Origin of the sequence: Fervidobacterium sp., assembly GCA_026419195.1 — a bacterium.
Taxonomy (GTDB): Bacteria; Thermotogota; Thermotogae; order Thermotogales; family Fervidobacteriaceae; genus Fervidobacterium.
The window spans coordinates 56,417-78,063 of the sequence record JANZZV010000004.1 but is presented as its reverse complement, the minus strand read 5'-3'; the positions used below and the strand labels follow the sequence as shown (position 1 = coordinate 78,063).

The following is a 21,647-nucleotide window of genomic DNA, read 5'->3' as shown; positions in this document are numbered from 1 at the left end:
CCCTCCTTTCAAATAATTAATCAAAAAGATTTATCGCGCCCACACATCGTGATATTTGCGTGCCATTCTCATTATCACATACAAGAGTGTTGGGGACAAATGATATACGTTTTTTGCTATATGCATTTTTGAGTGAAATCTACTTCTTTCTCTATCTAATTTAATTTTACTCACGTATTTCTTGATTTCTTTGTTATTTGCTAACATTCTCCAAACACGATAGTCAAGTCTATTGTATGCAAGTATACCAATTACTTGACCGTATGCAAGTGCCAAAGCCTCATTTTGAATCTTTTTAGCAATATCACTTTCTCCCTTGGAAAAAAAGTACTTAATTAATCTTTTCATGACACCAACATGATGGAACATTGCAAGACTCTTTGTTTTCGTCGTTGAAGTTTTTCTGTAAAGCCATTGATAAACGTATTCGTCTAAAAACACTATACGGTTTGAATTGTACATAAGCTTGGCTATAAACTCAAAATCTTCTGAAATTTTGACACCTTGAGTAAATCTAACGTTATGCCTGACTAAAGTTTCCTTGCAAAAAAGGATGTTACCAAGGTGGATAAAAGGTTTATAGTTGAGAAAATCTATAATAATGTCTTTCTTGTTTTTTAGGCCTCTTGTTAGTTTTGAGAGGTCATCAGAAGTCATTATCGTCTTACCCTTGGCTGTCTTCATGACAAATTTACCAAACACAAAGTCGGCGTTGTAATGCTCCGCAAAACTTAGCAGTTTCTGAACGGAACCGGATACAAATTCATCGTCACCGTCAAGAAATCGTATGTACCGACCTCTTGCGTATTGTATTCCAATATTTCGTGCAGCACTTACGCCACTATTCGATTGACTTATTAATGTCCAATTAATTTTGTTACCCTTCAGCACCTCTAAAATTTTTTCCTCTGTTTTGTCTTTGGAACCATCATTCACAATTATTAATTCCAAATCACTACTACTGGTTAGTTCTTCAAAGACGCTGTTTATTGCTTTACCGATGTATCTTTCTAAATTGTATGCCGGTATAATTATCGACACAGTTGGTGATTTGCTTATTTTGTTGGATTTAACCTCGAATATCACGCTAACACTCCCTTCTGATTTATCCACGAATATTTTGAGACTTTTTGCGCCTTAATTTTATCTCTTTTTCGAATAAATTTCAATAGAATTAGGCTAAAAATAAAAATGCCCCTCGAAAATTTCGAGGGACGTATCTGGTATTCAAGTACTATCATTCGGTGATGGAGCTGGCCTTAACTTATGAGCATTTAAAATAATTTAATTCTCTTAACAGTTTCGCGCTCAACAAGCTGAACAGGTAAAGTTAATTCGGTGATAACATCTTCTTTTATACTTTTAATAAGCGCTTTGAATGCTTGCGAACCAAGCATTACCTTGTCTACTCTGATAGTTGTTAATGATGGATTTAAAACTGAGGAAAATTCTATGTCATCAAAGCCTATTAATGAAAAGTCTTCAGGTATTTTAAATCCACTTTCTTTTGCAACCTTTATTACAGCAAAAGCATATATGTCGTTATAACACAATACACCATCGAATGAAATACTTTTTGAGATTACTTCTTTAAACTTTTTGTAAGCATTCTCAAATCCTTCAAGCGAATTGATTACACTTAATTCAACAACTTTTGCTGACTCTGCTATTGCTTTTCTTGCGCCTTTTTCCCTCATCCTTGCTGCATATTTATAATCAAAGGCGTTCAGGAAGAGTAACTTCCTATGTCCAGTTTCAATAAGATGCTTTGCGGCAATGTATCCACCCATTTCATCGTCGCTGCAAACGTAATTTGTCTTAATTCCATTTAGTTTACTTCCCACAATGACATTTGGTATTTTCTTATCAACGAGTTCCTTTATATCTTCTACTTGTGACTGAACAGCACATATTATCAAGCCATCCACTCTACGTTTTAAAAGTGTTTGGATAGCCTTTACCTCGTTCTCATAATTCCTATCTGTATTTATTAATATTATATTGTAACCATTTATCCTTGCTTCACTCTCTATACCCTTAACTAACTCTGCATAAAACGGATTCGAATTATCGACCACTATAACACCAATGATGCCAGATTTTCTTGTCCTTAAGGCTGTTGCAGCACAGTTAGGAGTATAACCAAGCTCTTGGGCTATTTTTAGTATCTTTTCCTTTGTATCTTTTTTTACGTACCCTCTGTTTCCAAGTGCTCTCGATACTGTGTTAATAGAAACACCAGCAGCGCGTGCTATATCTTTTATGGTTATGAATTTTTTTAATTCGTGCATTATTTGAAATTTTCCTCCTCTATCCTTCTAATTTCGTTTTGTGCTCCTTTGAGTAATACTTGCCTCCATTCTTCCAAACCTTCTGTAAATTGAGCGTTCAGCCATCTTTCAACCATGTCACAGGCTTGTTGAGGTGCAACTACCCATCCGCCCATAGTAAGTACGTTAGCATTATTTATTACTTGTGCCATTCTGGCTGTGTAACTACCTTCCACTGCTACTGCATATATTCCTTTAAATTTATTAGCTACTATAGCCATCCCAGCACCAGTTCCACATATGAGAATGCCTTTCTCAAATTCACCAGATTGTATCTTCTTTGCCAATATTGGAGCAACGTCGTAAAATGGTAACCAATTGTCTAAGTCTTTGGTGCCGACGTCCTCAACATAATAACCCTTATCTTCAAGGAATTTTTTTATCTCCTCTTTTAGAAAGAAGCCTGATTTATCGGAGCCTATAACAACCTTCTTGGTCATGATTTAGCTATGCCTCCTTTGGTAATAATCTTTATACTGAATTTTTGGAATTTTTTCAAAGCCAAGCCAATTCATAAATTCGATAACTTCGCTCGTGTAATTGCCTTTTACAAGTGGAAAATGGTGTTCTATTTTGTTTACCATAATAGTATTAATCAGATCAAGGGTTGTTATATCTTCATCAAAGAATTTTAATTTTCCAAGCCAGCCTCTACTGCCGTCGTAGTCCGGTTTGTCCTGACTATCGAAAAATTCTCCAGTAAGAACAAAGTATTCGTTCAAGTTGTTGGTAATCCTTGATATAGTTACTGGTATTTCCAAGAATTTCATAGATGCAACGGGGGCCATTGTAAGCCAACCTTTTTCAGGATCTTTTGGACCTGGATTAAAGTGCTTTTCAAGTTCAATTTTACCTTTAGCATAAAACTTGCTACCTATTCCACAGTGCCACAAAAATATTGAATTATCGCTGAAGTCTACATCAGATAGATCCATCAATATTGCCGGATAATCGGCAATGTATTCTAAAATCTTCATACTTAGAAGACTTATCACATCACCTTCACAAACAGTTGTACTCGTTTCGTCAGATAAAAAAGCATACGATGCACAAGGTACCATTCCCAGCTCAAGTCTAAATTTTGGCCAGCAGGAGATCGCAAAGCCATTGTAATTACCTTCTTCCTTCAATTGTCTAACTGTTAGAATCAACCTTGCCATTTTTTCTAAGGAATTTTTGGCGTATTCGTCTCTTATAGTGTAATTAGATTCTATCTGAGCAATTAAATCTCTTAATTGTTCACTCGAATAGCTCAAAAACCTTGTTTTCAATTCACAAAATTCCATTTCGTCTACCGAAACACGAAGTTTAGCTTTTAACATTCGTGGATCGTAAAATAAATTATCAAACCCGGGTGCCCGACCGCCTATGAGTAGAAATTTTGAACCAAATATATTTTTGATTGCTCTAAGCGCTCTTAAAGTCGTCGTGAATCTTTTCTTGAATATTTCATCTTTGGGATATCCATAGAACCACTTGGCGTCTTTGTTTAAATACGGCAAAAATCTGTTGAGTTGGCTCATGTTCAAATTCATATTACAAAACGAATTCAACGGCAAAGGACCATATTTTGATGATTCAGGGATTGCCCACAGCCCAAGAAAAGTGTTTGTTTGCGCAAGCTGCTGAATCAAGTAACCAGAAGAAAACGAAGTTGACTGAATGAACAAGAAATCAACACTTTCATCTTCCATTTGCCTTTTAGCAACCTGTGCATCTTGCTGTGTAACGACAAAATCTTTTCTAAAAACAAACTCAAAATCCATCTCTTGTGCAAGTTCTTGCAACTCCTGAATTGATCTTTTATATACACTTTCTTTATCTCCTCTGAAGTTGTGTTGTATCAAACCCACAAGTCCGATCTTAACTTTTTTCAACTCACATCACCCGCTTTTTCGAACACATACTTAAATTTTGAACTTGCTTTATAAAATACAGGTGGATAACCATAAGGTGCACTTATATTGTAAGTACCACCGTTGTATTCTTTGCCACTCCAAAGGTGTACCCATCTGTCTGGTGGTAGATACACTTCCCATTCTTTCGTATCTGGTTGCAAGACAGGAGCGATCAATAAGTCTTCACCAAATAAATACTGATACTTAAATCTTTCGCTTTCATTTGTTGGATACAACACATTTAGCGGAATGAATATAGGTTTGTATTGATTAACATAGTTGTCCACAAGAGCCTTAATGTAAGGTTTTAGTGCAGCATGAATCTTAGACATTCTTGAAAAATGTAACAAAGTTTCGTCATCAGAATCAAATTGCCAATTTTCATCAGGCCAGTTTCCTTCGTGAGTTCTCATTACAGGAGTGAAAGTTGCTTGTTCTGCCCACCTCATGAAAAGTTCTTTTGTTCTTTTGGTCCATACTATTTCAGGTACATGCTTTGCAAGGGTTGTGTAGCCACCGATATCAGAATGCGTCAAACTCAATCCTGACATACTCATAGACTGAGCAGCGACAACAACAGACGGCAAACCATCATCCCTTGACCAATTCACCATTTGATCACCGTGCCAGAAAAGTGTGGAATACTTGCTACTTCCAAGATTACCAGCCCTCATAAAGAAAACTATTTCACCCAACTTACCAGATTCTTCGACAGCTTCCCTATTTACTCTTGCCCACTCAACTGGGTACCTGTTATGATAAAGCTCAGCTGGCGTGCCGTCGTATAGTACAGCATCTGTTGGAAGGTATTCTCCAAAATCCGCCATCCAACCTGAAAGCCCTATTCCTATCATGTTATTTTTTATCACATCTTTAATCCAGCTTTGTGTCTCAGGATTCGTAAGATCTAAGAGGGCAGCAGGAAATGTAGTGACAACAATATGGTATTCCGAACCATCAATCTTTTTAACAAGTAGTCCTTTATCTGAAGCTTCTTTGTAAAGTGAGCCTTCGAGGGCTAAAAATGGGTTTATATATCCGAGTGTTCTTATACCCTCATTTCTCAGTTCATCTATAATCCGTGGTAAATCCGGATACATATTCTTATCATAAACCCAGTTCCACATGAGTTGCTTACCAAACGTCGTAATTCTCTTACCTTCCCAATCTTGTATCCACATCCCCGTTATTTTTAATCCCTTATCAAGAGCTTTTCTCACCTTTGGAATAACTATCTGTGTACCACCTTGCAACCCAACAATAACCCCGTCGTATATCCAGTCAGGCAAAGCAGGTGGTGTACCTATTTCTCTTGTCAACATTTCAACAGCAGTTAATAAGTTGTCACCAATTCCAAATGATATTGCATTCGGTATGTTATGAACTTCAAGTTGGTGGAACATTTCATGCGTGAAGTCGAATTCCATGTAAGAATAGTCGTAAATTACACAGTAATAATTTTTTGAGGACACGAAAGTCTGCTGTGGAAAATACGTTGTGTACCAGTCTCCTCCAGCATCATCTTTATAATTTGCAAAATGAGTGATTAAATCTCTCTTATTTCTGCCAACTCCTTGTTCTGAAACCCATAGTGGGACTCTTTTACCACGCAAATTTAAAAAAGAATATTGTTCTCCACAACCAAATACCTCTTCTTTTGGATCTGCAGGGATATTTATCCAAAGCCTATTTAACCCATCAGAAAAACCAAGGATAGTTATCTTGACTTTACTATCAAAAATCTCAAATAAGCACTCCAAATATAATTCATCACTGTAAAATCTTATTTTTAAACTATTCCCGTTATTTTCGAGTATATTGAATTTTCTCAACGGTATTTTTGATTCGTAGAATTTTTCTATGTTGAAATTTCCGTGGGACATCTCGTATTTGTTTTTCCCAACACCTACGTAAAACATTGGAAATGCATTGCTATGATGTAATTGAAGTGTTTTAATCGATATTTTAAAACCATCTTTGGATAAATACATGACGCTCACCCTTTCAGAAGATCCAAGGCAGTTTTGTAAATATCCTCAGCCGTCATTTTGTATTTTCTTAACAAAAAGTCGGTGAATCCAACTTCCCCAAAATGGTCTCTCACACCTATCCGTTTCATAACAACCGGATAATTTTCAGCTAAAACTTCCGCAACAGCACTTCCCCATCCATTAATAATACTATGATTTTCAACAACAATTATACGACCAGTTTGTTTAGCCGCATCGATGATCGCTTCTTCATCTACAGGTTTTAATGTGTGCATGTTTAAAAGTTTTACACTTATACCCTCTTTTTCAAGCATTTGTGTTGCGATCATCGCTTGACCAACCATAAGACCAGAGCAGATTATCGTTATATCCTTACCATCTTTCAGTGTTGTAATCTTTCCAATTTTAAACTCCATCCCTTCTTCAAAAAATTTTTCTTTCCTTCTTCTATACATACGTACATATATGGGTTTTGGATAGTAAATTATTTGTTCAAACATAGCTTTGAATTGTACAGCATCAGCAGGCTCAACAATTGTCATATTTGGTAAACTTCTCATTATTCCAGCATCCTCAAAACTCATGTGTGTACCACCGTTCAACTCAGCTGTAACACCAGGATCGGTTCCCATCATCTTTACCGGTAAATCAGCGTAAGCAACAGATATGGTGATTTGATCAAATGCTCTACGTGTTGAAAATGGGGTAAATGTATGTGTTATCGGAATCAAACCAACGTTGGCAAGACCCGCAGCAATGCCGATCATGTTTGCCTCTGCAACACCTACATCAATAAATCTGTCAGGGAATGACTCTTTAAACTTCAGTGTACCATCCGATCTTGCAAGGTCTGCGTTCAAAACAACTATACGCGAATCCTCTGTTGCATATTTGAAAAGTAGTTCTCCGTAAACTTCTCTGAGTTCTTTTTCATAAACTGATGGTGTAAGATTGATCATATTTCATCACGTTCCTTTCTTAACATTTCAACAGCTGTTTTCCATTCCTCTTCTTTTATCGGCATATTATGACATGTGATCTTTCCTTCGGCAAAATATGCCCCTCGTCCCTTTATCGTGTGAAGTATTATCATCGTTGGTTTATCTTTTTGCTCTTTACCGTTCATTATTGCGTTGTAGATTTCCTCAACATTGTGTCCATCTATTTCCATGACATTCCAATTAAATGCACGCCATTTATCAACCAACGGTTCTAAGTTATTTATTTCGTGTATATAACCATCTATTTGCATCTTATTGTAATCTGTAAAAGCTATTAAATTATTTAATTTACTATGAGCTGCGAACATTGCAGCCTCCCATATCTGACCTTCCTGAGACTCTCCGTCACCAATAACTGCATAGACATAAAAATCTTTTTTCATTATCTTTCCTCCAAGTGCCATTCCGACAGCGGCAGAAAGCCCTTGACCAAGTGAACCGGCAGTCATATCGATACCCGGAGTCTTTAAACGATCGCAGTGGCTCGGTAAGTTAGTGTTTGGCTTGTTGAGAGTGTCTATCCATCCGTACGGAAAATAACCAAGGTCGGCAAGCACACTGTATAAAGCAGGACCAGCATGTCCTTTTGACAAAACAAACCTGTCTCTATCCTCCCACTTTGGATTTTTCGGATCGATTCTCATGACTTTATAATATAAGACTGCAAGTACTTCTGCTATAGACAGTGAGCCGCCAATATGACCAACTCCGAGTTTTCCGATCATTTCAATGGTTATCATTCTAATAAGAGTAGCTTTCTTTTTCAAAAATTTAATCTCTTCATGTGTAAGATTCAAGATGAATCCTCCTTTCCAACTCCCAAGTTTGTCAGATTTCAATTTCAGTTTCCAAATTTTGTTCACAACTTAACAACTAGTCAGTATATTTCTTCCAAAATCATAACTACGTCCTCGTAGGTAATATCACCCGGGGTCAATTTGATAATATTTGCTTCCATAGAAACCTTTGCTATTTTTTCGATATCTTCTTGTCTGACTCCATAGTCTCTAAGTCTTGTTGAAATTCCTGCAACTATCATCAGTTTTTCGATTGTTTCAGAAAAAGTTTCAATACTATTCAATTGTAAATATCTTAGCAAAGCATCCATTTTACTCTTGATATACGGATAAGTCCAATGAATCAGCTTTGGTAACGTGAGAGCAACGGCAACGCCATGTTCTATCCCGTAAAAGCTAGTAAGAGGAAAACTGATAGCGTGTGCGGCAGTTGTACGTGTCTGACTAAAGGCAATACCTGCGATTGTTGCAGCTAAAGCCATATTATTTCTGGCCGTCTTGTCACTGTTTATTGAGTTTTTTAGATTTTCCAAGATCATCTTAAGTGATGCAAGAGCCAGTCCTTCTGTGTAGGGTTGGGAACTTTTTGCCCAATAACTTTCAAGCGCGTGAGTAAGGGCATCAAGACCTGTAGAGACAGTAACCCTTACCGGCATTGAATACGTTAACTCGGGATCAACAATTGAGACATCCGCCCAAAACGTATCACTTGTCATGGGCTTTTTTAGACCTTGGTATGTGTACACTCCAACGTTAGTAACTTCGCTTCCAGTACCTGCTGTTGTCGGAATGAGCACTAAATTTGTACGTGAAGAAAACTTATCCGAACCCAAGAGATAGTCTGTTATGTCACCACCACTTTTCAAAAGTGAGCTCACAGCTTTTGCTGTGTCTAGTGAGCTACCACCACCTATACCAATCACACAGTCGATGCTTTCGTGTTTGTAAAGTCCGACTATTTTGTTAATAAGCTCGCATGACGGATTAGGTTCAACCTCGTTAAACACAAAAAATTTGCTGAACGCTTTCTCGATCTTTTCAATAACACCCAGCTTTTCTACAACTGGGTCACAGATGAAAAGTGGTTTCTTGTAAGCCATACTTTCCAAAACGTTTATCTTTCCAACTCCATAAATAACTTTCACAGGATTAAAAATTTGAAAAGCTGGATATTCTGTCATTTTTTCACCTCATCTTTATATAAAATGTTTGTAAGCACAAACGCACAACTAAGGATGATCACCATACCAATAATTTGAAGAAAGGTTAATTTCTCTTTCAAAAAGAGAAATGAAAACAGTGAAACATAAACAGGCATAAGCAATAAAATACTTCTAACAAGCCAAACAGGATATCTTCTCAGGCAATGATAGTAGAAAACATAAATTAAAAACTGGAATATACTTGCAAATAACAATCCAAGGAACGAAGGGTCAAGCTTAATTTCCAAGAATTCAGATAGTTGAAAGTTCTTACCTAAGAATAGTATAAAGAATAAAAATGTAAAGAAGTTGTTGTAAAATGCTATCACATTATCTGAAGTAGGATTTTTCTTATCAGTTTGTACACTGCGTATGACAAACGCATTAAGTGATATAAACAACGCACTAAGCAAAAAGAAAATATCACTATACACAAAACTCAATTGATTAATAGACTGCTCTGAAACAAGAAAGACACCAAAAAGCATCAATATAACTATTATCAATTCAAGTAAAGTAACTTTTTGACCAAACGCAATGCTTACGAGAGTTGAAAACAACACGTCAGATCTGAGTAAGATGGCACCCTTAGAGGCTGTAGAATATTTGAATCCCATAAAAGCTGTGTAGTCAAGTAAAAAACCAAGTAATCCAATTATGACAAGTCTTGGAAAAACATACTCAAGCTTAAAAAGACTTTTTAATTCCTTTCTAAGATACATATAAATTAACATTATTACAAATACAGCAAGGCGTATAAAGATTCCAGCAAAAGTAACAGAGAATGTTTTTAGTGCGATTTTGTTTGATATGTAGTAGCTTCCCCAAATGATTACAAGAATTAATAGGCTAAAATGCATCAGCTATATCAATTCCTTTCTTAGCTGTTCTAATCTTTCTTCATCTGTCTTCCCAATTTCTCTTTTTTGTTTCAACAGTTTTTTAAGTTCCTCATGTATTTTTGGCTTCAAAGGGTAGCGTATGGCAGCAATAACTCCAAATGTTAACAAAACAATAGGACCAAAAGCAAGGATTGATCTTATCGTATTAATAACAGAGTTTGGTTGTACAGGGATCTCGTTACCTTTTGGATTTATGTACCCCACCACACCTAAGATCAACAGTATCAATGCTTGGACAACAGCTGAGGCTACCTTTCTAAGAAAAGTAGCCATAGAACTTATTGTGCCTTCTCTTCGCTCGTTAAATTTCAATTCACCAACATCAGTTACATCACCAAGGATTGTGTGGGGCATAACGGCAACTGCTGAAACCCCAGCACCTATAATAGCAGCAAAAATGAGCAATATGTTGTTAGACCATTCTGGTCTCATAACAAGTGTTAGAATACCACCAATTGCCCAGATAAAGGCACCTACTATATATGCAAAATTCTTACTTATCTTTTGTGCAATGTATGCATAAACAGGTACAAATATTATTTCGGTAACCAGCAGAACCCCGAGTACTGCTGATACAAAAAACGGTTTACCTATGTAATATTTCATATAATAAGGAAATATTACAGAGACAGTGTCAATAGAAAGATAAGCAAAGAGAAACATTGCAAGATATAGTCTAAAGGTACGTATTTTTAAAGGCTCCAAGATCAACTCTTTAAAGCTCAACTTTGTGGTGGCTGGCTTAAAGTTTTGTTCCTTTGTAAATGCAAAAACTCCAAGATATGGTAAGGCAAAAAATAAACCAAATATGACAGACATCAACAAGTAACCTTTCTTAACATCTCCTACCGCTTTCACTATCATCATTGGTAGTACTGCGCAAAGTAAAGAAGAAATTAATGAGAAAACTAATCTTATAGAATTTATGGCTGTTCTTTCATTGTAATCCAACGTTATCTCGGCACTCATAGCCGTGTAAGGTATTAATACCATCGTAACGACGGTATTTAAGAAGATGTAAGCGAAAAATGCATATAAAAACCTTGCGAAAATGCTTTCAAAGCTCACAGGATACCATACCATCACAAACGAAAGAAATATAAAAGGTACACCTGCCAAAAAATACGGACGTCTTCTTCCGAAACGTGTCTTTGTTCTATCGCTAATATAGCCCATTATTGGGTCTGTTACAGCATCCCATATTTTCCCAACAAGAAAAATTATAGAAGCGTACTGAGGTGGTATTTTAACAACATCTGTCAAAAAGATTGCGTAAAAGAAGTTTATGATATTAAATACTCCTCCACCATACACATCACCAAAACCAAAGAAAAATTTCGTAATAAACGGTATCTTTTCTGATGTCTTTTCAAAATCTTTCATCCCTTAATCCCCCCTGCAGCTAACCCTTTGATTATGTACCTTTGTAATGTTAAAGTGATTATAAAGACAGGTATTAACATTATAGTACCAGCTGCTGACAATTGTCCCCATTTTGGAGCATACTGCCCAAGCAAGCCATTAACTGCGACCGGAGCTGTTCGAGCCTTTACAGATGACAATATTAGGGCGTACAAAAATTCATTCCACGACATCAAGAATGCAAATATAGAAGCAACTACAAGCCCAGGTGCCACTAATGGGAGAAAAATTTTCCAAAACACACCAGACTCTGTAGCACCGTCTATTCTTGCTGCCTCCTCGTAATCTTTTGGTATTGCTGCAAAGAAAGGTAACAAAAGCCATATTACGTAAGGCAAGTTGAAGCTGATATGAGCAATCGTCACACCAGTTATTGTGTCTTTCAAGCCTAAGGTTGTGAACATAACAAATAACGGTATAACAAGAGAAATTTGCGGAATCATTCTAAAAACAAGAAAACTATAAGCTATAAACTCTTTAAATTTTGAAGAGTATCTTGTTATACCGTAAGAAGCCATTGAACCAATGATAATTGAAAAAAAAGTCGAAAGACTTGCAACAAGTAAGCTATTTTTCAAACTTATGATAAAATCTTTATTTGAAAGCACTGTCTTATAACTAACAATCGTTGGTTTGAAATAGAAAGGACTACGCGCCCATATATCGATATCTCTCTTAAAACTACTTGTAACAACCACGATTATAGGCATTAGCTCTGCGGCAAGTATCAACAAAGTTGTTATCACTACAAGTACGGAGATTAATTTCCTTTTTTTCATCCTCTTTCACCCTCAAATTGTATATTTCCTTGCACCACAAAGAAAGCTATACCAAGTGCAATTATTAACAAAAATACCCCCATTGTAGCAGCGTATCCAATATTGAAAAATTCAAAAGCTTGTTTGTTTATGTATAGTGAAAGCAAAAGAGTCGCGTTTCCAGGACCACCACCTGTCATTACGTAGACTTCTGAAAATATCCTAAGAGCATCTATAAGTCTTAATAAGAAACCGGTGGCAATTGTTGATCTCAAATAAGGTATTATTATCTTGAATACCTTTGTCCAAAAGCCAGCTCCATCTATTTCAGCGGCTTCTAAGTATTCTTTTGGTAATCCAGAAAGTCCAGCGTATATGAACATGAACATAAAAGGCCACATTCGCCACACATCCTGGATGATTACCATTCCATAGGCAAATCTAGGTTCTGCAAGCCACGCTTTAACACCAAAGCCGAGCTTTTCTAAAATGAAACTTACCATTCCATATTCTGGTTGTAGCATCATACGCCACGTTAGTCCTGAGATAACTGGTAAGATAAAAACTGGTAGAAGTAATAAAGAACGAGCAATGGAATAAAACTTTCCTTCTCTGTTAAGCAATAATGCTACGAAAAAACCTATAACGGTCTCTATTGGTAATGCTATGACAATAAATCCTAATTGAAGCCAGAGAGAATGAAGAAATTCGTAATCGCTAAAAAGCTTTAAATAGTTGTTGAAAAAAACTATCTTTCGGTTTACTTTATCGAACAAATTCCACTCGTAACCAGACATGTAAACAGCATACATCATAGGATAAACAAGTACTGCCAAAACAACAATTAAAGCAGGAAACACAAAAAGCCAAAAGGGGCTGACGCCCCTTGTTCTTATTTTTCGATCAATACCCGCTGGCTTTGAGAAGTTCATTTAATTCCTCCTTCATTTTCTTTACGGCATCTTCTGGTTTCATCTTGTCAGATATAGCAGCAAGCCAATAATTCCTGATAATTTGAGAAGCTTCAGGATATTTGACAAACCTTGGTCTTGCAACTGCGCTTTTCATAGAATCGAAAATTGCTTTGAACCATGGTCTGTCTTTGTTAAGGTTTGGATTCAACAACAAATCACTTCTCGCTGGCATGAATCCTTTGGGTATAAGTTTTTGCCCTGTTTCAAGTGATGCCCACCAATATGCAAATTCAACGGCAGCTGCTTTGTTCGTAGAAGCATTCGGCATAGCTAAAACCCAACACCCTCTTATTGCAGCAGCCTTTGCTGGTCCAGCTGGTGGGGCCGAATATGCAATTTTGCCGGCAACCAGCGAAGAATTTGGGTCTTCATGTTGTGGAACGAGTGCGGGCCATTGGAACATTGTAAAGACTTTTCCTTGGTTAAACGCCGCAATTCTTTCTGAATGTCCCATGTCAAGTGCACCCGGAGGTGCGAACTTGAGTAATTCCTTATAAAAATTAATAGCTTCAATCGCCTTTTTATCATCGAGCGCAACAATTACTCTGTTGTTAACTATGTCAAGAGGTTTTGTACCAAAAGATTCAAACATAAAAATCGCTTCTGCTGTTGAACCTTCCGTTTGCTTTGTGAAAGGCGCAAAGCCGTAGACACCTCTTGATGCAAAAAATTCTGCCATATCTCTTAACTCTTTGAATGTTTTTGGTATACCTAATTCGTAACCATACTTTGCTTTGAAATCGTTTCTGTTTTTTGGATCATTTATCAAATCTTTTCTTGTAATCCATATATAAACATTTGCGTTAACAGGCATTCCAACAAAAACTCCCATCCATTGTGCAGCTTCAAAGGCATTTGGAGCAAAGATATTCAAATTCGGCCTTTTAAACACTTTACCACTACCCCATTCGTTGAATGGAGTCATAAGATGTGCGAGTGCAGGAATAAAAGGCTCATCGATTGTGACAAGATCATAATCGGTTTTGTTTGGAGATACACTTACACCTATTTTTTGTAGCAAAGTACCAGATGGAACAAGCTCCAATATAACCTTTATTCCGGTGGCTTTTTCAAATTCAGGCAGCCCCTCTTTCAAAGCTTGAGTCAATGCATCATCCCAAGCAAGGACTTTGATAGTAGCATTGTATGGCGCGCCTATCAGAATACTTCCCACTAAAAGCAGAGCCAGTAGAAAAAACCATTTCTTCATAATACTCCCTCCTTAAAATGATCTCGTCACCACAGTATGTGGTAACGTTATCATAATTTAAACACATCAGGCAACTTGTAATGAAATCTGCCAAAATCTGAAAACCTATCAAAACAATAAACAAATAACTTTTAGATTAATTTTTCTAAGGATATTGTTCTTTTACTTTAATTTTTGAATGGAATGTATACTCTGCAGTGTAAAAGCAACGTTTAAACCGTAAAAAAACTAATAACAATAATACGAAAGACGAATTAATTGTGTTATAATAAATTTGAAAGGGGGCATTATTATGCTTAGATTACTAAGAGACAAAACAAGAGTACAAAGGGCGAGGGAGGCATATTTGAACGGCGACTTAGAAACTCACAAAATGTTGCATTCTTCGGAAGAAATAGGAAAAGAACCTTGGCACAAGACCGAGCAAGGTAAATACATTGGGCAAGCAGTGTATGGAGCAAGTGATGGTATAGTTACGACTTTTGCAGCAATCTCTGGAGTAGCTGGGGCAAATCTGAGTCCGAAGGTTGCCCTTATTGTTGGACTCGCGAATCTTTTTGCTGATGGTATATCGATGGCCATAGGAGATTACCTCTCTGAAAAATCACAGAAGGACTACATAAAAGCAGAGAAAGAGAGAGAACAATGGGAAATTGAAAATATGCCTGAGGCAGAAAGGTACGAAATTAGAGAGATATACAAAAGAAAGGGATTAAGTGGCGAGAAATTAAACAACTTAGTTGATGCAATAACGAGCAACAAAGACTTATGGATTGAAACAATGCTTCATGAAGAACTCGGACTTTTCGAAGATGATACATCTCCTCTTAAGAGTGCTCTAGTTACGTTCTTTTCCTTTATAATTGCTGGCTTTATGCCTTTGATTGCATATGTATTTGCTTCACAATGGTACTTTTTGGCTCAGAATCAATTTCTCATCTCTTGTATCATTACTGGGATAACACTTTTTGTGGTTGGAGCTTTGAGACAAATCGTTACAGGTGTGAAGTGGTTCGTTGGTGGTTTTGAAATGCTAATGATAGGCGGTCTATCAGCATTCGTTGCGTACATCATCGGTTGGTTGCTCAAAACGGTTTTCAATATAGTTGTTTAATGGCTCTTATTAATGTTTCAAGTTTTTAAAACTTATTTTTTTGAAGTCTTGGCGCAAAGACTTTTTTTATAACATTTTTTTAAACAGAAAAAGTGGGAGTGAGTAAATTGTTTTTTTCAACAGTTGATAAATTAATACTTTTTCCCCTTGTTTTTCTTGCAGGATTAGTTGATTCAATAGCTGGTGGTGGGGGTTTAATCTCACTCCCGGCTTATTTGTTCATAGGTGTGTCCAGTCATTATGCCCTTGGAACAAACAAGCTTTCCTCAACTATTGGTACAATATTTAGCACACTCAGATATGCTAAAAATAAAGCGATTGTTTACAGTGTCGCAGTACCATCTGTTATAGGTGCAATACTTGGTTCGTACTTAGGAGCAAAAGTTGCGTTGTTATTTTCTTCCAACGTGCTTAAGATAATATTAACTGTACTTATTCCTGTTGCAGCACTCTTTGTTCTAATTGGTAAAAAAAATGAATCTTCCAAGACCAAAATAGACAAGATTAATAAAAATAAAACTTACGTTGTTTCTTTTTTCGTTGGTCTGATCATAGGAATGTACGATGGATTTTTTGGACCAGGCACTGGAACTTTTTTAATAATTCTTTATGTGTCTGTGCTGAATTTTGATCACGTTTCCGCATCCGGGACTGCTAAAATAGTTAATTTATCATCAAACATTGGTGCACTTGTGACCTTCATTCTTAACAAAAAAGTAATTTATTCTCTTGGGATACCTGCAGCAATGTTTGGAATATTAGGTAATTGGATTGGTGCAGGGCTTGCACTCAAAAAAGGTTCAGGAATAATAAAGCCGGTAATGCTTGGAGTGCTTTCGTTGCTGCTTCTGAAAATATTAGGTGATTTAATAAAATAGTTTTCCGAACAAATTTAGTGGGAGAGGTGAGAACATGTCAGACATGCTTGTTAAGTTGTATGAACTACCTGCACTGAAGCCATATGTTGATGAACTTTCGAAACAAGGTATAATAATAAAAAGGCCTATCGGACCTGAAAAGCATTTCGTAATAGAGTGGGTGGGAAAAATTTTCGGTAAACACTGGGCAAGTGAGGTAGACATGGCATTTTCAAATAAGCCTGTCTCTTTGTTCTTGGCAATTGACACATTAAACGGGAATCAAATAATTGGATTTGCCTGTTATGATGCCACTGTCCGTGGTTTTTTTGGTCCTACAGGTGTTGATGAAAGTTATAGAGGAAAGGGAATAGGAACAGCTCTCTTACTTGCGTGTCTACATGACATGTACAACGTTGGGTATGCGTATGCAATAATAGGAGATGCTGGACCAACAGAGTATTACAAAAAAACTGTTAATGCGATAGAAATTGAAAGTTCCAAGCCCGGGATTTATAAATTCATGATAAGAAAGGTATAGTTGACTTTTGAGCAAATTTATTTATTCAAATTCGTTTGAGGTCTTTTCAAAATTGTGTGTAACTCAAAATTAACGATATTTTTTCAAACAAAGACTTTATACACCACTTGACAAAAATAATTTATTTGGTATGATAGGTAACGGTTGCTAACTTCATGGAAAACATGAAGATTGTAAATGCCCCCATCGTCTAGCGGTCTAGGACACTGGCCTTTCAAGCCAGCGGCACGGGTTCGAATCCCGTTGGGGGCGCCAGTTTTTGAAAATGCGAGTTATTTTAGCGAGTGTGGGTGCGTAGCTCAGAGGGAGAGCGTCTGCCTTACGAGCAGAAGGTCGTAGGTTCAAGTCCTGCCGCACCCACCAACAGAAGAAAGAATAAATAGAAACGATCAAATAAAAACATAGGTGGCCAGGTAGCTCAGTTGGTAGAGCAGTGGACTGAAAATCCACGTGTCGACGGTTCGATTCCGTCCCTGGCCACCAGTTTTTTTTAAATTGACCAAATTTTTGCCCTGTTGAATTTGGAAGATTTTCTGGTATAATCTTAATGCGAGAGCTTGGATTCTTGAAAATACGAAAAAGGAGGAAGTGTCATGAAAAGAACGTATCAACCTTCTCAAAGAAAAAGAAAAAGAACACACGGATTTTTAGCAAGAAAGTCAACACCAGGTGGAAGAAGAGTGTTGAGAAACAGAAGAAGAACAGGTAGATGGAGATTGACTGTTTGAGAAAGTACTCTTTTAAAAAGAGAGAGCGTCTGAAACTCAGGAGAGACATAACCCTTCTTTTTAAATTTGGTAAGTCTGTACAAAATGAAGATTTTGTTGTTATCTACAGAATAAACGGACTTGATTACAGTAGGATTGCAATTTCTGTCAAAAAGAAGTTTGGTAAGGCGAATCGAAGAAACAAGTTGAGAAGATGGGTTAGGGAATGTTTTAGGATAAATAAAGAAAAAATACCAAAGGGATTCGATTATCTTATCATTGCAAGGAGAAGCTTGTCTGAAAAGTTTGGAAACAGTAACTTTTGGAATGTTTGTAGCTCACTATTAAGCATTTTTGAGAGGATTGTTAATGCGGAAAGTAATACTAGTAATTATTAGATTTTACCAACTTTATATTTCTCCACTAAAACCACCAACTTGTCGATTTGAACCTACGTGTTCCACTTATGCCTACCAGGCTGTGGAGCGATTTGGTGTTTTCAAAGGGTTACTCCTGAGTTTCTGGCGCATCCTTCGCTGTAATCCCCTTTCTAAAGGTGGAAAGGATCCTGTACCAAATGAATTTCGTATACTCCAGAAATTTGAAAAACATAATACCAATTCATAAGGAGGCGGTCGTGTTGAAGAAATTAACCGTCATTTTTTTGTTGTTGTCATTGCTAATTGTGGGGGTTGCTGGTGTTTTTGTTGAGGAAAGGGTGGATTCTATTGTTGTTACTGGGAAGTATTTGCAAGTTGAGATTGGTAAGGATGGTAATCTTTCCAAAGTCAGTCACATGCTTGGTAGGGTGTATTTGTTTTATGTAAACGATAATGATGGATTTGATATCTTTGACTTGAACAATCAAGAACTTTCCGATGGAACGCCTACATTCAATATTCTTGGAAAAAAGGACCAAAAAGGTGAATATGAGAATTTAAACATCATTTTTGAATATCCAAATGGAATAAAGAAAACTTATATATTTGATAATAACCTGAATATGTATTCTTACAAAGTATTAATTAATGCTCCTATGGAAGTAAAGGTTGCACTACCTTTGATTTGGTCAAATGATACAATCAGATCTGCAGTTAACTTTTTTGTGTCTTTTAGACCGGATAGAGACTACGTATCGATCGTGAAATTTGCTGGGAAACTTGAAAGTACAAAGGTAGTTGGTAGTAACTTTGACTTTAAGGTTTATATTGGTCCATACAAAAAAATGGTAATAAAACATTTGTTTGATAAAGATTCAGAAAGATTAATACAGCTAATAAAAACGGTACCTGGTGTTGGTACGTGGTATAGTTTTATATCTGATGGACTTACGGAATTTTTTAACTGGATTAACACTTTCACAAGAAACTTTGGACTAACGATTATAGTTTTTACCATAATTGTCAGGTTAATACTCTATCCATTCTATCATGCTCAAACAAAGCAAATGATCCAAATGAGGAAATTACAACCTGCAGTTGAGGCGATTAAGAAAAAGTACAAAGAACCTCAAAAACAACAAGAGGAATTGATGAAATTATACAAAGAAAACAACATTAATCCATCCAGTGGTTGTTTGATGCTTCTTATACAGCTTCCTATATTTATGTTACTTTACGGGGTTATCCAAAGCTATCAAGAACTTTTCTCAGTATCAGGAGGATTTCTTATTTGGAAAGATTTATCTGCTGGTGGTTGGGGTCCAAACTGGCTATTTTTACTTATTACAATTGTAACGTCGTATTATCTTGCTCTCATAACAAGTCAAGATTCAAGAAGTGCTTGGCAACAAATAATCATGGGTACTGTGTTTCCGTTTTTCTTTATCAGTTTACCAAGTGGTATATTTCTCTACTGGACAATGAATTCTGTGATTCAACTAATAATAACATTCTATATTTACAAAAAATACAAAATTCAGGGAATTACACAACACGAGCTTTGGGGAGTAAAGCCTAAGAAAAAGTAAAGTACTGAGCTACAGTAAGGTGAAGAGGTGATAGACTTGAAGACGTATAACTACGTTGGAAAAAGTGTGGAAAGTATTATTGAACAATTCAAAAGTGAGCATGATGTATTTGAAAATGAATTCGAGGTAACTGTGATTGACAAGGGAACACACGGGATATTTGGATTGTTTGCTCGTGATGCCGTTGTTGAGATTACTATTAATAACAAGTATTATGAAAGAAAACTCAAGGATTTTCTCGAAGGTGTGTTCAAGCATTTCAATATGGAATATTATGTTGAAGTAAGTAGTAGAGGAAAGACATTTTTAGCTTCTTGCCATAGTGAGGAGATTGGAAAAATTATCGGAAAGCACGGCAAAGGACTTGGTGCTTTACAGCACATTGCTAGTATATTTCTTAATCGAATAACGGATACAAAGGTAACGGTTATAATAGATGCTGGGAACTATAGGGAAAAGCGAAAAGAGCAACTTGAAAAGATTGTTCAAAATGCCATAGATCGCGTAAAGAAAGTAGGAAAAGTTAAACTCGATCCAATGTTTGCATTTGAAAGAAAAATGGTACACGAAATCGCAAAGAAGTATAGAGGAATACACACGTACTCAGAGGGGTTAGAACCTTACAGATACGTTGTAATTGAAGCGAAGAAGGGAGGACGCAGAGATGAAGATAGGAAATATTTCCGAAATGCAACCACAAGAGATTGATGGTGGAAAGATTCTGAAAAGAGTGTTAATTGGTCCGCGTGATGGTGCACCGAATTTTGTTATGAGGCTTTTTACACTCCAGCCGGGAGTCTCAACGCCATATCATACACATCCGTGGGAACACGAAGTATTTATAATAGAAGGAGAAATAGAAGTCGTTCAAAAAGATGGAAGAACAAAATTATCAAAAGGAAGTTTTGTATTCGTAGAACCAAATGAAGAACATCAATTTCACAATTGTGGTGATAAAGAGGCGTCTTTTATATGTGTCATTCCAAAAGCAGGTGGGGAATAACAAGAACTATAAATAGCAATAAATTTAAATAAATAGAACCTTAACAATCATTTTTCACACTACATTACTTGACATGATAATTATAGCATGCTATAATAACTCACGGTCTTTGAAAGTCGGGGCGTAGCGCAGATGGCGAGCGCGCCGGTCTTGGGAACCGGAGGTCGCTGGTTCAAGCCCAGTCGCCCCGACCAATGTGCGGGTGTAGCTCAATTGGTAGAGCATCGGCCTTCCAAGCCGAGGGTTGCGGGTTCGAGTCCCGTCGCCCGCTCCAACTTTCAAAAGTGCGGCCGTAGCTCAACAGGATAGAGCATCGGACTTCTAATCCGAGGGTTGTGGGTTCGAGTCCCGCCGGCCGCGCCAAATAAGAATAGATTAATATTCAATTATTTGTGGTGGCTATAGCTCAGCTGGCAGAGCGCCTGACTGTGGATCAGGTGGTCGAGGGTTCAAATCCCTCTAGCCACCCCAGTTTTTTATATATCTGCATTTGTAATCACGTAAGTAAACGCGCGCTCGTAGCTCAACTGGATAGAGCGTCGGACTTCGGATCCGATGGTTGCGGGTTCAAGTCCTGCCGGGCGCGCCAGAGTAAAAAGAATGATCTAATTTAATTCGATGCCAGATTATACTGATTAAACTACCAGGATTGTGATTTTCAAACGTCAAAGAAAAGGAGGTTTTAACTATGGAAGTACTAAAAGTTTCATCCAAATCAAACCCAAACAAAGTTGCAGGTGCGTTGGCGGGCGTGATAAGAGAAAAAGGTAAGGCAGAGATTCAAGCTATTGGCGCTGGTGCTGTGAATCAAGCTGTTAAAGCTGTTGCAATTGCGAGAGGATATCTTGCTCCAAGTGGATACGACCTTGTTTGTGTTCCAGCATTTACAGATGTGAGTGTGGAGAATGAAACAAGAACTGCTTTGAAATTTATTGTCTTTCCAAGAGAATAATTTTTGAGACAATCAGAAA

23 protein-coding genes and 8 tRNA genes are annotated in these 21,647 nt (G+C 37.0%); 18 read left to right on the top strand and 13 right to left on the bottom strand.

Annotation, left to right across the window (positions count from 1 at the left end; all coding sequences use genetic code 11):
* Positions 1–30: 30 nt before the first annotated feature.
* The 13 genes from N2Z58_03925 to N2Z58_03865 form a co-directional block, all read right to left on the bottom strand.
* Positions 31–1,086 (bottom strand): glycosyltransferase family 2 protein, encoded by a 1,056-nt coding sequence (locus tag N2Z58_03925; GenBank protein ID MCX7653807.1) that lies wholly within the window; start codon positions 1,084–1,086, stop codon positions 31–33.
* A gap of 188 nt (positions 1,087–1,274) precedes the next feature.
* A complete protein-coding gene (locus N2Z58_03920; protein MCX7653806.1) occupies positions 1,275–2,291 on the bottom strand; it encodes a LacI family transcriptional regulator in 1,017 nt (338 codons plus the stop codon).
* The gene (locus N2Z58_03915) at positions 2,291–2,770 is read right to left on the bottom strand and encodes an RpiB/LacA/LacB family sugar-phosphate isomerase (GenBank protein ID MCX7653805.1); all 480 of its coding nucleotides are present in this window, start codon (positions 2,768–2,770) and stop codon (positions 2,291–2,293) included. The genes N2Z58_03920 and N2Z58_03915 overlap by 1 nt, the downstream gene beginning before the upstream one ends.
* Before the next feature lie 3 nt (positions 2,771–2,773).
* Positions 2,774–4,207 (bottom strand): hypothetical protein, encoded by a 1,434-nt coding sequence (locus N2Z58_03910; GenBank protein ID MCX7653804.1) that lies wholly within the window; start codon positions 4,205–4,207, stop codon positions 2,774–2,776.
* On the bottom strand, positions 4,204–6,219 hold the full coding sequence (locus N2Z58_03905) for an alpha-glucosidase (GenBank protein MCX7653803.1): 2,016 nt from the start codon (positions 6,217–6,219) through the stop codon (positions 4,204–4,206). Before N2Z58_03905 ends, N2Z58_03910 begins: the two co-directional genes overlap by 4 nt.
* Positions 6,220–6,224: 5 nt before the next feature.
* A complete protein-coding gene (locus N2Z58_03900; protein MCX7653802.1) occupies positions 6,225–7,178 on the bottom strand; it encodes a transketolase family protein in 954 nt (317 codons plus the stop codon).
* Complete coding sequence (locus N2Z58_03895; GenBank protein ID MCX7653801.1) at positions 7,175–8,017, bottom strand: transketolase; 843 nt, start codon at positions 8,015–8,017, stop codon at positions 7,175–7,177. The genes N2Z58_03900 and N2Z58_03895 overlap by 4 nt, the downstream gene beginning before the upstream one ends.
* An 80-nt stretch (positions 8,018–8,097) precedes the next feature.
* Complete coding sequence (locus N2Z58_03890) at positions 8,098–9,198, bottom strand: iron-containing alcohol dehydrogenase (protein ID MCX7653800.1); 1,101 nt, start codon at positions 9,196–9,198, stop codon at positions 8,098–8,100.
* The gene (locus N2Z58_03885) at positions 9,195–10,079 is read right to left on the bottom strand and encodes a DMT family transporter (protein ID MCX7653799.1); all 885 of its coding nucleotides are present in this window, start codon (positions 10,077–10,079) and stop codon (positions 9,195–9,197) included. Before N2Z58_03885 ends, N2Z58_03890 begins: the two co-directional genes overlap by 4 nt.
* A 3-nt stretch (positions 10,080–10,082) precedes the next feature.
* Positions 10,083–11,504, bottom strand: a complete 1,422-nt coding sequence (locus tag N2Z58_03880) for an MFS transporter (GenBank protein MCX7653798.1) — start codon at positions 11,502–11,504, stop codon at positions 10,083–10,085.
* Entirely contained in the window at positions 11,501–12,322 is an 822-nt protein-coding gene (locus tag N2Z58_03875) for a carbohydrate ABC transporter permease (protein ID MCX7653797.1), read from the bottom strand. The genes N2Z58_03880 and N2Z58_03875 overlap by 4 nt, the downstream gene beginning before the upstream one ends.
* Positions 12,319–13,233, bottom strand: coding sequence for a sugar ABC transporter permease (locus tag N2Z58_03870; GenBank protein MCX7653796.1), 915 nt, complete (start codon positions 13,231–13,233; stop codon positions 12,319–12,321). Before N2Z58_03870 ends, N2Z58_03875 begins: the two co-directional genes overlap by 4 nt.
* Positions 13,205–14,485: an extracellular solute-binding protein gene (locus N2Z58_03865; protein MCX7653795.1), complete on the bottom strand. Its 1,281-nt coding sequence runs from the start codon at positions 14,483–14,485 to the stop codon at positions 13,205–13,207. Before N2Z58_03865 ends, N2Z58_03870 begins: the two co-directional genes overlap by 29 nt.
* A gap of 292 nt (positions 14,486–14,777) precedes the next feature.
* Here N2Z58_03865 and N2Z58_03860 point away from each other — a divergent pair, with 292 nt between their 5' ends.
* The 18 genes from N2Z58_03860 (at position 14,778) to N2Z58_03775 (ending at position 21,628) form a co-directional block, all read left to right on the top strand.
* On the top strand, positions 14,778–15,599 hold the full coding sequence (locus N2Z58_03860) for a VIT1/CCC1 transporter family protein (GenBank protein MCX7653794.1): 822 nt from the start codon (positions 14,778–14,780) through the stop codon (positions 15,597–15,599).
* A gap of 107 nt (positions 15,600–15,706) precedes the next feature.
* On the top strand, positions 15,707–16,477 hold the full coding sequence (locus tag N2Z58_03855) for a TSUP family transporter (GenBank protein ID MCX7653793.1): 771 nt from the start codon (positions 15,707–15,709) through the stop codon (positions 16,475–16,477).
* A gap of 34 nt (positions 16,478–16,511) precedes the next feature.
* Positions 16,512–16,997, top strand: coding sequence for a GNAT family N-acetyltransferase (locus N2Z58_03850; GenBank protein MCX7653792.1), 486 nt, complete (start codon positions 16,512–16,514; stop codon positions 16,995–16,997).
* Positions 16,998–17,176: 179 nt separating this feature from the next.
* Positions 17,177–17,252, top strand: a tRNA-Glu gene (locus N2Z58_03845).
* Between the two features lie 33 nt (positions 17,253–17,285).
* Positions 17,286–17,360: transfer RNA gene (locus N2Z58_03840), tRNA-Val, on the top strand.
* Positions 17,361–17,404: 44 nt separating this feature from the next.
* Positions 17,405–17,480: transfer RNA gene (locus N2Z58_03835), tRNA-Phe, on the top strand.
* A gap of 110 nt (positions 17,481–17,590) precedes the next feature.
* Positions 17,591–17,725, top strand: a complete 135-nt coding sequence (gene rpmH, locus N2Z58_03830) for a 50S ribosomal protein L34 (GenBank protein MCX7653791.1) — start codon at positions 17,591–17,593, stop codon at positions 17,723–17,725.
* Positions 17,722–18,102 (top strand): ribonuclease P protein component, encoded by a 381-nt coding sequence (gene rnpA / locus N2Z58_03825; protein MCX7653790.1) that lies wholly within the window; start codon positions 17,722–17,724, stop codon positions 18,100–18,102. Before rpmH ends, rnpA begins: the two co-directional genes overlap by 4 nt.
* Positions 18,074–18,331 (top strand): membrane protein insertion efficiency factor YidD, encoded by a 258-nt coding sequence (gene yidD, locus N2Z58_03820; protein ID MCX7653789.1) that lies wholly within the window; start codon positions 18,074–18,076, stop codon positions 18,329–18,331. Before rnpA ends, yidD begins: the two co-directional genes overlap by 29 nt.
* A gap of 10 nt (positions 18,332–18,341) precedes the next feature.
* Positions 18,342–19,673, top strand: coding sequence for a membrane protein insertase YidC (gene yidC, locus N2Z58_03815; protein MCX7653788.1), 1,332 nt, complete (start codon positions 18,342–18,344; stop codon positions 19,671–19,673).
* 36 nt (positions 19,674–19,709) lie between these two features.
* The gene (locus N2Z58_03810) at positions 19,710–20,381 is read left to right on the top strand and encodes a protein jag (GenBank protein ID MCX7653787.1); all 672 of its coding nucleotides are present in this window, start codon (positions 19,710–19,712) and stop codon (positions 20,379–20,381) included.
* Entirely contained in the window at positions 20,338–20,676 is a 339-nt protein-coding gene (locus N2Z58_03805; protein ID MCX7653786.1) for a cupin domain-containing protein, read from the top strand. Before N2Z58_03810 ends, N2Z58_03805 begins: the two co-directional genes overlap by 44 nt.
* 117 nt (positions 20,677–20,793) lie before the next feature.
* Positions 20,794–20,870, top strand: a tRNA-Pro gene (locus tag N2Z58_03800).
* Positions 20,871–20,874: 4 nt separating this feature from the next.
* A tRNA-Gly gene (locus N2Z58_03795) sits at positions 20,875–20,950 on the top strand.
* Positions 20,951–20,962: 12 nt separating this feature from the next.
* A tRNA-Arg gene (locus tag N2Z58_03790) sits at positions 20,963–21,039 on the top strand.
* A gap of 32 nt (positions 21,040–21,071) precedes the next feature.
* Positions 21,072–21,147: transfer RNA gene (locus N2Z58_03785), tRNA-His, on the top strand.
* Positions 21,148–21,188: 41 nt separating this feature from the next.
* Positions 21,189–21,265, top strand: a tRNA-Arg gene (locus N2Z58_03780).
* Positions 21,266–21,364: 99 nt separating this feature from the next.
* Entirely contained in the window at positions 21,365–21,628 is a 264-nt protein-coding gene (locus tag N2Z58_03775; GenBank protein ID MCX7653785.1) for a stage V sporulation protein S, read from the top strand.
* Positions 21,629–21,647: the final 19 nt, after the last annotated feature.